The sequence below is a fragment of the Streptomyces phaeoluteigriseus genome (assembly GCF_001896135.2).
In the GTDB taxonomy this organism is placed as follows: domain Bacteria; phylum Actinomycetota; class Actinomycetes; order Streptomycetales; family Streptomycetaceae; genus Streptomyces; species Streptomyces phaeoluteigriseus.
Genome location: NZ_MPOH02000030.1, coordinates 1 through 8,527, shown reverse-complemented (window position 1 = coordinate 8,527; position 8,527 = coordinate 1). Strand labels below are relative to the sequence as shown.

Annotated in this window: 9 protein-coding genes; 7 read left to right on the top strand and 2 right to left on the bottom strand. The window is 72.1% G+C overall.

What is annotated here, in order from left to right:
• The 4 genes from BM536_RS37255 to BM536_RS37240 all read left to right on the top strand — a co-directional run.
• Window positions 1-688 (top strand): glycosyltransferase family 2 protein (locus BM536_RS37255; protein ID WP_143651090.1); only part of this gene is annotated, 688 nt, incomplete at its 5' end.
• A complete protein-coding gene (locus tag BM536_RS37250; protein WP_094104036.1) occupies window positions 685-2,088 on the top strand; it encodes a condensation domain-containing protein in 1,404 nt (467 codons plus the stop codon). The genes BM536_RS37255 and BM536_RS37250, both read left to right, overlap by 4 nt.
• A 330-nt stretch (window positions 2,089-2,418) precedes the next feature.
• Window positions 2,419-3,450, top strand: coding sequence for a condensation domain-containing protein (locus BM536_RS37245; RefSeq protein WP_079275258.1), 1,032 nt, complete (start codon window positions 2,419-2,421; stop codon window positions 3,448-3,450).
• Between the two features lie 2 nt (window positions 3,451-3,452).
• Window positions 3,453-3,722: a hypothetical protein gene (locus BM536_RS37240; RefSeq protein ID WP_073499298.1), complete on the top strand. Its 270-nt coding sequence runs from the start codon at window positions 3,453-3,455 to the stop codon at window positions 3,720-3,722.
• Between the two features lie 36 nt (window positions 3,723-3,758).
• Here BM536_RS37240 and BM536_RS37235 read toward each other — a convergent pair whose 3' ends face one another.
• Window positions 3,759-4,064 (bottom strand): phosphopantetheine-binding protein, encoded by a 306-nt coding sequence (locus tag BM536_RS37235; RefSeq protein ID WP_143651087.1) that lies wholly within the window; start codon window positions 4,062-4,064, stop codon window positions 3,759-3,761.
• 272 nt (window positions 4,065-4,336) lie between these two features.
• On the opposite strand from BM536_RS37235, the gene BM536_RS37230 reads away from it, so the two are divergent.
• Entirely contained in the window at window positions 4,337-5,626 is a 1,290-nt protein-coding gene (locus tag BM536_RS37230) for an MFS transporter (RefSeq protein ID WP_073499302.1), read from the top strand.
• Window positions 5,627-6,055: 429 nt separating this feature from the next.
• Here the strand turns inward: BM536_RS37230 and BM536_RS37225 are convergent, their stop codons facing one another.
• Entirely contained in the window at window positions 6,056-6,694 is a 639-nt protein-coding gene (locus BM536_RS37225) for a helix-turn-helix domain-containing protein (RefSeq protein WP_079275259.1), read from the bottom strand.
• Window positions 6,695-6,800: 106 nt separating this feature from the next.
• Between BM536_RS37225 and BM536_RS44110 the strand changes: the two genes are divergently transcribed.
• A complete protein-coding gene (locus BM536_RS44110) occupies window positions 6,801-7,202 on the top strand; it encodes an MFS transporter (protein ID WP_281258621.1) in 402 nt (133 codons plus the stop codon).
• Window positions 7,181-8,200 carry an MFS transporter gene (locus tag BM536_RS37220; RefSeq protein ID WP_281258620.1) on the top strand — a complete coding sequence of 340 codons (1,020 nt, stop codon included), beginning with the start codon at window positions 7,181-7,183 and terminating at the stop codon, window positions 8,198-8,200. The genes BM536_RS44110 and BM536_RS37220 overlap by 22 nt, the downstream gene beginning before the upstream one ends.
• Window positions 8,201-8,527: the final 327 nt, after the last annotated feature.

Below are 8,527 nucleotides of genomic sequence, written 5' to 3'. Positions count from 1 at the left end.
CACGGTGGCGGGGCCGCGGGCGGGCCGCGCCGCCGCACGCAACGCCGGAGCCGCCGCGGCCCGCGGCGGCCTGCTGCTCTTCCTGGACGACGACATCCTGCTGCCGTCGGCGGCCCTGGCGGCCCACGTCACCGAGCACGGCGGCAGCGAGCCCGCCTGCGTCCACGGCCCGGTCCGCGAACTTCCGGGCGCCCGGCGCCTGTTGGCCACCGAACCGGGCGAACTCCTCCCCGACCCCCATGCGGCGGCGACGAGCGGCCGGTTCGGGCGCACGGTGGCGAACGCCCTGGAAACCCTGGTGACCCGCATGGCCGAAGGCGAACTGGAGCCGGTCGCGCCCTGGCTGACCTGCATCGGAGCCAACACGTCCATGCCGTACGGGTTGTGGGAGCGATCCGGGGGTTACGACGAGACCTTCGGTACGACATGGGGGTGCGAGGACCTCGAACTCGGGCTGCGCCTGTGGTCGGCGGGGGCCGGGATGCGTCTCGCGCCCGCCGCGCCGGGCGTGCACCTCACCCACGAACGCGCCGACCGCTGGGAGCAGCACACGGTGAACCTCACCCGGTTCACCCAGAAGCACCCCGTGCCCGCCGTACGCGCCCTGCCGGAGCTGCTCGGCCCCGCGGGAAACACCCGCAGGTACGTCACGGCCGTACGCATCCTGGAAGAGAGCGCCCTCCCATGACCCACCAGCCCCCGGCCCACCCCGCCTCGGCCGGTCTCACCCCGCTGCCCCTCTTCTCCCGCCAGGACTGGTGCTGGGAGTGGACCCGCAGCTACACCGGTGACTCCCCGCCGATCTTGTCGTCCGAGACCCTGCTGTTCCGGGGCCCGCTCGACACGGGAGCACTGCGGGACACGCTGGCCGAGATCGCCACCCGCCACGAGGCCCTGCGCCTGCACCTGGTGGCAGGCGCAGGGCCGGACCCGTCGGCGGCCTGGCCCGGACAGGCACTGCGGCCCGCGCCGGGGCCGCTGGACACCGTACGGGTCGCGCCGCAGGAGAGCGCGGCGGAGGTGACGCGGATCCTCTCCCAGCCCCTCGATCTGACGGACCGCATGACGCGCACGACGCTGGTGCGCACGGGCGAGGAGGAGCATTTCCTCGTCGCGCAGTTCCACCATCTGATCTTCGACGGCACGTCCCACCTCATCTTTCGGGACCTGCTCGCCCACGGCTACCACGAGCGTGTCGCACCCGGCCACGGCACCGCCAAGCGCCGTGGCGACCCGGCCAGTTATACCGGGCTGATCAACCGGGAGCACGCGCCCGAGGCGCGCTCGGCCTTGCGCGGGCGGGCTGCCGCCCTCGCCGGGGAACTGCGGGCGTACGGCGCGGCGGACCCGCTGGCGGGTGATGCCGGGGCGGTCGTCGCCGAGGCGGAGTTCGGGTCCGTACCGCTGACTCTGACGGCCGAGCAGACCCGGCTGCTGCTGCGGCGTTCACGGGCAGAGCGGGTCACGCTCCACACCGTCCTGCTGGCCGCCCTGAGCCACGCCGTCTCCACGGAGTACGAGCGGGACCGGCTGCTCGGTTACGTGTACACGCATGGGCGGACCTCCGCCGGTGCCCGCGAGACGCTCGGTCTGTTCAGCAACGTGGTGCCGGTTCCGGTCGAGACAGGGCGCCAGACCCTGCCCGCCTTCCTCAGGGCCGTCCACGACAGCGTCCAGGCGGCCTCTGACTCCGCCGACCTGCCGCTCAGCGAGGTCATCTCCCATGTCCTGGAACGCCCGTCGGGCGACGGGGCGTACTACCGCAGCGCTCTGGCCCACCTGGAACTGCGGCTGAGCGGAGTGACCGGCTGGCTGGCGGAGGAGCCGAACCGCCCGCTGCCGTTCCCGCCCGGGCTCACCGTGACTCCGCAGCGCCTCCACCCCGACCACCCGCTCCCGGTCTTCGCCGGCCGCGATCAGGCACTGGCGTGCGCCAGCACCCTCTTCGCCGACCTGAAAATGGCGGACGGGGCCCTCACCGGCTCGCTGTCGTATGAGAACCACTATCACGACGCCGGAAAAGTGGCACGAGTGGCCGAGATATTCAGGCACTTCATACAACGATTGAGCGAGCAGGGTGATCTGTGATATTTCACAGGAAGCAGATGCCGCGAGAAGCCATCGCCGCGAAACCTCACGGGTATCGAGAACCAACACGGATTTGAGGTAAGGCTTGTTGACGGGAGATCACCCGGCCTGAAATCATTCCTCTGCCACCGCCCGGTGGCAGAGGAACCCCTCCTGGAAGATGGGAAGTCGAGATGACTAAGGTCAACTCCGTAACCTTCGCCCTGATCAACCTCGAGCAGCTGCGCCGCCAGGCCGCCACCGAGGCCAAGTAAGACCACCGACGAGTGCCGCACGGGGGAGTATCGACATCTCGTGCGGCACTCGGCGCACTTTTGGGCGACGGAGCACATGAACCAGCGGAGTGAAAGCGCTTACGCCACGGAATTGAGCCGGCAACAGCGACGGCTCTGGGAAGTGGAATGCGTTGTCCGAGGCAGTGCACTGCTGCACACCGGTATTGCGCTGCGCCTCGACGGAAAACTCGACGAGAAAAGGCTTTCCCACGCCATCGGCGCCGTCTTTCGGCGCCATGAACTGCTCAACACGGGCTTCCGGGCGGACGGCGAAACGCTGCACCTCGGGCCGGCCGCGCACGACGAACCGCGCGTCGCGCACCGCCCCGACCTGTGTGCCGACCAGGCCGGGCACCTCGCGGAGATACGTCGAGCGGCAGCCGCCGCCCACGCGAAGACCTTCCCCCTCACCGGCGAACCCCTGGCGCGTGCCGACCTGACGCTCCTCGGCGACCACAGCGCCGTCCTGCTTCTGACCTTCCACCGGCTCGTGATGGACCTGTTCTCCCTGCACCAGGTCGTGACGGACCTTCAGGAGGCCTATCTGCGGGGCCCCGACGAGCCGCCGACGCCGGCCGACCGGTACTCCGCAATCCTTGCGGCGCGCGAGCACCGCAGGTCCGGCGACTGGGAGTTCTGGCGCACTGAGCTGTCCGACTTCCCCACGCCGTGGATCGGCGAGCGGCGGCCTGAGCCGGGCTGGCTCCCGGACGGCGCCGAACTGAGCGTGCCCCTCGACCCGGACCTGACCGGTCTCCTCCGTGAGAACGCCCGCGCCGCGCGCTGCACGCCCACGGTGTTCGTCACCGCCGCCGCGGCCCGCCGGGTGCTGGAGCGCTCCGGGGCCGCCGACCTGGTGCTGGCCACCATGTCCGCGAACCGCATGAACTCCGATGCGGTGGGCCCGCTCGCGCAGGCGGTCCTCGTCCGCGTCGGCGCCGCGGCGCCGCACGGCGACGCGGGGGTGCTCGCCCAGGTGCGGCGCGGGCTGCGCGAGGGAATGGCCCACCAGGGCGTGGAGTTCGAGGAGATCGTCGATCTGCTCACGGACGGGATGGGTGTCGCGCGCGAGACCTGGCCCCGCTGAGCGTGAGTGTGACCGGTGACGACTGGCGCAGTTCCCTGGCGGGGCTCGCCTTCAGCCCCTTCGACCTGGAGGACGAAGACGAACAGGGCGATGGGCGGGAAGAGGGCGCCGCCGGGCCGGTGGTCCGCCCGTCGCAGTTGGACGTGGAGCTGAACCTGTCCGGAACACAGCCGCGGCTGGTCCTCACCTACGACCGCCGGTGCTTCGGCGAGGAGTGGTGCGAACGGTTCGCGGCCGACCTGCTGACCGACCTGGCAACCGGCGTCGGCTGACCGGACGCCCCGCCCGGCCGGGCCGCCTTCCCCCGGTCAGGCGGACGCGCCACGGGTGCGGTCGATCCACTCCAGCCCGACCCGTCGTACGTCCCCGAAGCGCGCCTCGTTGAGGAGCGAGGTCATCAGGGTGACGTCCAAGTCCTCGACGTCGGGCGCCCATTCGGCGGCCTGCGAGGCGATCCGTGCCGCGTCGATCGAGGTGCCTCCGGCGTCGTAGAAGTCCGAGTCCTCCTCAGGGAGGGAGCCGAGCACGCTGTCCCACGCCTGTGCGAGGGCCGCCGCGAGGCCGTCGAATCCCTTCGTACCCTGCCGTGTTGCCGAGGTGTCCACATCCGCCATGGGGTGAAGATAGCGCAGCCGGATCACCCCGTTCGGCGTTTCGCCGTTGTGCGGCACGACCGCCGCGACGCGGGGCCACGCCCTGCGCCGAGGGGCACGTGAAGAATCCCCGTGGCCCCGCTGATCGCCTGGTCCAACTCACGTACGCTGTCCGGCGTTGTGATCGACATGCACACGGCATCGCGGGGCGCTGTCGCGCGGGGCGGCCGGGAGAGGAGCGGACGGGTGAGTCACGCGGGCGGTCCGGCAACGGACCCGACGGGGGGCATGCGATGACCAACGGTCTGGCGGCTCGACTACCTCTGGACCTGCTGCGCGAGCGCAATCTGCGACGGCTGTTCGCCGCGCAGGCCGCATCGGTCCTGGGCAGCAGCATGATGCCCATCGCCCTGTCCTTTGCCGTGCTGGAGCACGGCGGCGGGGCGAGCGGGGTCGGCCTGGTGCTCGGCGCGCAGACCGCGCCCCTGATGATCTTCCTGCTGGCGGGCGGGGTGCTCGCGGACCGATGGGGTCGACGGATCACCATGATCGGCAGCGACCTCGTGCGCGCGGCCATCGAGATCACCGTGGTCGTCATCCTGCTGACCGTCGGCATGCCGCTGGGCGGCTTCGTGGCCTTCGCCGCGGTGCTCTCCGTCGCCGCCGCGTTCTTCCACCCCGCCTTCCACGGGTTCGTCCCGGAGGTCGTCTCGGGCAAGCGTCTCCAAGAGGCCAACGCCCTTGGGTCCACGCTCAATTCGGTCGGTTCGCTGCTCGGACCGGCCGTCTGCGGCGCACTCGTGGTCTGGACCGACCCGGCCTGGGTCATCGCCATCGACGCCGGCACCTTCCTGGTCAGCGCGCTGTGCCTGGCCGGGGTGCGCACCTCGTCCGCCAAGAACACCGCCCGTGAGGGGGAGAGCTTCTCGCAGCAACTGCGGCACGGGTGGCGTGAGTTCAGCTCCCGCACCTGGCTGTGGTCCCTCCTCGCCTACACATCGCTGGCGACCACCTTCGTCATGGGGCCGGTGACGGTGCTCGGCATCACCTCCGTCGGCGGGAAGGAGAACGGCGCCGCCCAATGGGGCACCGTCATGGCCGCGCAGGGCGTCGGCTCACTGCTCGGCGGGTTGGTGGGCATGCGGGTGCGCTTCCGCAGGCCGCTGCTGGCGTCCGTCTTCTGCACGTTCGGCCTGGGCGCCTTCGGCGCCCTCCTCGCCCTGCGCGCGCCCGTGTACCTCCTGGTGGTGGGCTCGCTGCTGTCCGGCGCGGGTTTCGCCCTGCTGCACATCCTCTGGACGAGCAGTCTCCAGGCGGACGTGCCGTCCGATGCGATGTCCCGCGTCAGCGCGTACGACGGTGTGGCGACCGTGCTCTCCATGACCGTGGGCTATTGGTGGGCGGCCCCGGTCGCGGCCGAGGTCGGCGCCGCGCCGTTGTTGTGGTTCGGCGTGGTGTGGACGGTGGCGAGCGCCGCCGTGATGGCCACCCTGCCGCAGATCCGCCGGTCCGTGCCAGGAGCGGGGAAGGACGGGGAGGACGGGGTGGTCCCGGAGCCGCGGGAGCGGTCGACGGCGCACTAGGGGCTGACGGGCCGTCCGGGGCGATCCGCAGGCCCGGGCCCCTGCAGCCGCCCGACGACCCCACGCCTGCGGGCGCCGGACCCGGGGCCCGCTCGGGGGGATGGGTCGCGTCCCCCCGCCGGCCCGCCCGTCCTCGTACACGGGCTGCCGCGTCACGCCTACCCGAGCATGCCGGGCCTGTGGGCGGCGTACATCCACATCGGGCCGTAGAGCACTCGGCACCTCGGCACCTCGGCACTCGGGGCCGCCCGGCCCGGCAACGGACGGCTGACGACCTCGGTCGGCCACCTCCGGGCCTCTGTGCGTGAGCGCTCCGGTCGGCCACTTCGCGCGCGGGTCGTGCCGGGCCCTCGACGAGCCGGCGGGTTTCAGGGGCACGCCGGCCCTCGCCGCAGAGCACCGGATCGTCGATCCACCAGATCGTCACACTCATGCGGACCCCGCGTCGGCGCACCGGCACACGCACGTGTCACGGCCGTCGCACGTTCCGGACCCGCCGCCGGAGCGGATCGTGCGGTTCACCGCCTGGTCACCGTGAGGGCCGAACAGGTGCAGGATCTCCACCGCTTCGGCGTGGGCGGGGCCGAACCAGTGCGGTGTGCTGGTGTCGAACTCGGCCACCTCGCCCGGCCTGAGAACGGTGTCGCTCGTCCCGAGGACGAGGCGGAGTTCACCGGCGAGGACGTAGAGCCATTCGTAGCCGGAGTGGGTCACCAGTTTCGGTTCACGGTGTGCGAGTACCTGCTTGAAGACCTGCACGCGGCCCGGGTACTGCGTCAGCGGCACGAGGACGTTGCCGCGTTCCCGGCTGCGAGGGGTGAGGTGGACGCGCGGGTCGCCGGTGGCCGGGGCCGCCACCAGCTGGTCCAGCGCGACGCGATGGGCCCGGGCGAGCGGGATGAGCAGGTCGAGTGTCGGGCGCCGTCGGCCCGATTCGAGGCGCGAGAGCGTGCTCACGGAGATTCCGGTGGCCTCCGCGAGGCTTTCGAGGGTGAGACCCCGGTCGCGTCGCAGGGCGCGCAGTCGCGGCCCGATGCTGTCGAGGAGTTCGGCGAGTTCGGCGTCCATACGGCCATTTTGCGGTCTCCGCAAAATTCCTGGGCCGGGGCATGCTCCCGGCCGGAGTCTGAGCGCAGTCGATCCCGTATCGCCCGTATCGAAGGGGGACCCTCCCGTGCTCAGAACATCCCCGGCCGCTCCGCCCTCCCCGCCCGGTGCACGCCGGCGCTGGTCGGTGCTGGCCGTCTGCGCGCTCAGCATGTTCCTGGTGGGTGTGGACACCACCATCGTCAACGTCGGCCTGCCCGAGATCGGACACGGCCTCGGGGTGGGTACCCATGGTCTGGAATGGGTCGTCGACGCCTACGTCGTGGTCCTGGCCAGCCTCCTCATCGTTTCCGGCGCCCTCGCGGACCGCTGGGGACGCCGCCGGGTCTTCCGGTGCGGACTGGTCGTCTTCGGCCTGGCCTCCCTCGTGTGCGCCCTGGCCCCGTCGCTCGGTGTGCTCGTCGCGCCCGGGCCGTCCAGGGGATCGGGGCGTCGATGCTCAGTCCCGTGGCCCTGGCCATCGTGGTGAACGCGATGCCCGACCCGCGGGAAAGGGCGCGGGCGATCGGCGTGTGGGCGTCCGTCTTCGGGCTCAGCATGGCGGCGGGCCCGGTCACCGGCGGAGCGCTCATCGCCGCGTTCGGCTGGCGCTCGGTGTTCTGGATCAACGTGCCGGTCATCGTCGTGACCCTTGTCCTGGTGGCCGTGTTCGTGCCCGAGTCCCGTGCGGCGCGCGCCCGGCGCCTCGACTGGCCGGGCCAGCTGCTCCTCACCGCGGTGATCTGCCTCTTCGTCGGCGTTCTCATCGAGGGACCCCGCATCGGCTGGGCCTCGCCCGCGGCCCTCGTCGGCTACGCGCTGGTCATGGCCGCTGCGATCGGATTCGTGCTGGTCGAGCTGCGGCGCGACGAACCCCTGATGGACCTCGGCCTCTTCCGTCGGCCGCCGTTCGCCACAGCGGTGCTCGGCGCGACGGCGGTGTTCGTCGCCCTGAACGTGAGCCTGCTGCTCAACACCCTCTACCTTCAGCACACCCGAGGCTGGACCCCGCTCGCGACCGGTGCCGCCACCCTGCCCATGGCGCTCGGGGCCACCTTGTGCGCCCCCTGGTCCGGTAGCCTGGTGGGACGCCTCGGACCGCGGCGCCCGCTGATCCTCGCGGGCGGGTTCATGACGGCCGGCGGACTCTGCCTGACGGATCTGGGCCAGGACACGAGCGTGCCGCTGATCCTGTTCGCCTACCTGCTGATCGGCGTCGGGTTCGGCTTCGCCAACGCGCCCCTGACGAACACGGCGGTCAGCGGTCTGCCGCCGTCCCGCGCCGGTGTGGCAGGGGCGATCACCTCGACCGCCCGTCAAGTCGGTGCGGCGGTCGGCATCGCTGTCGCCGGGGGACTGGTCGCGGGCGCCGGCCCTGCCGACCTCGCCGCCGCGTCGCATCCGGGATGGCTGCTGGTGGCGGGCTGTGGCGTCTTCCTCTTCGTCGTGGCCCGCGCCTCGCAGCCGACGGTCGCCGACGCCCGTTAGCGCGGCGCTCGCCTCGTGCGGCGAGGGCCCGCCGGGACACGCCACGGTGCTCCTCCCAGTGGGCAGCGGGCCGGTGTGGCGGAAGCGAAGCCGCCAGGACGGACGGCCGCGTGGCGATGCGGCCCGCTGTCCGCCGTCCGCGCCGAAGCCGAGACGGTGGCGGCGCCGGGGCCCCCGGCCGTCCGCCTCGGAGCCGCGAGGTCCTGGACGCCCTTCCGGATGTCGCGCGGCCCGTTCACGGCGACCTGCCGACCCCGGCCACCCGCCGGATTCGCCCGCAACCACGATCCGCGGCCGGGCCGGGCATGATCCGTGGCCGAGCCGGCC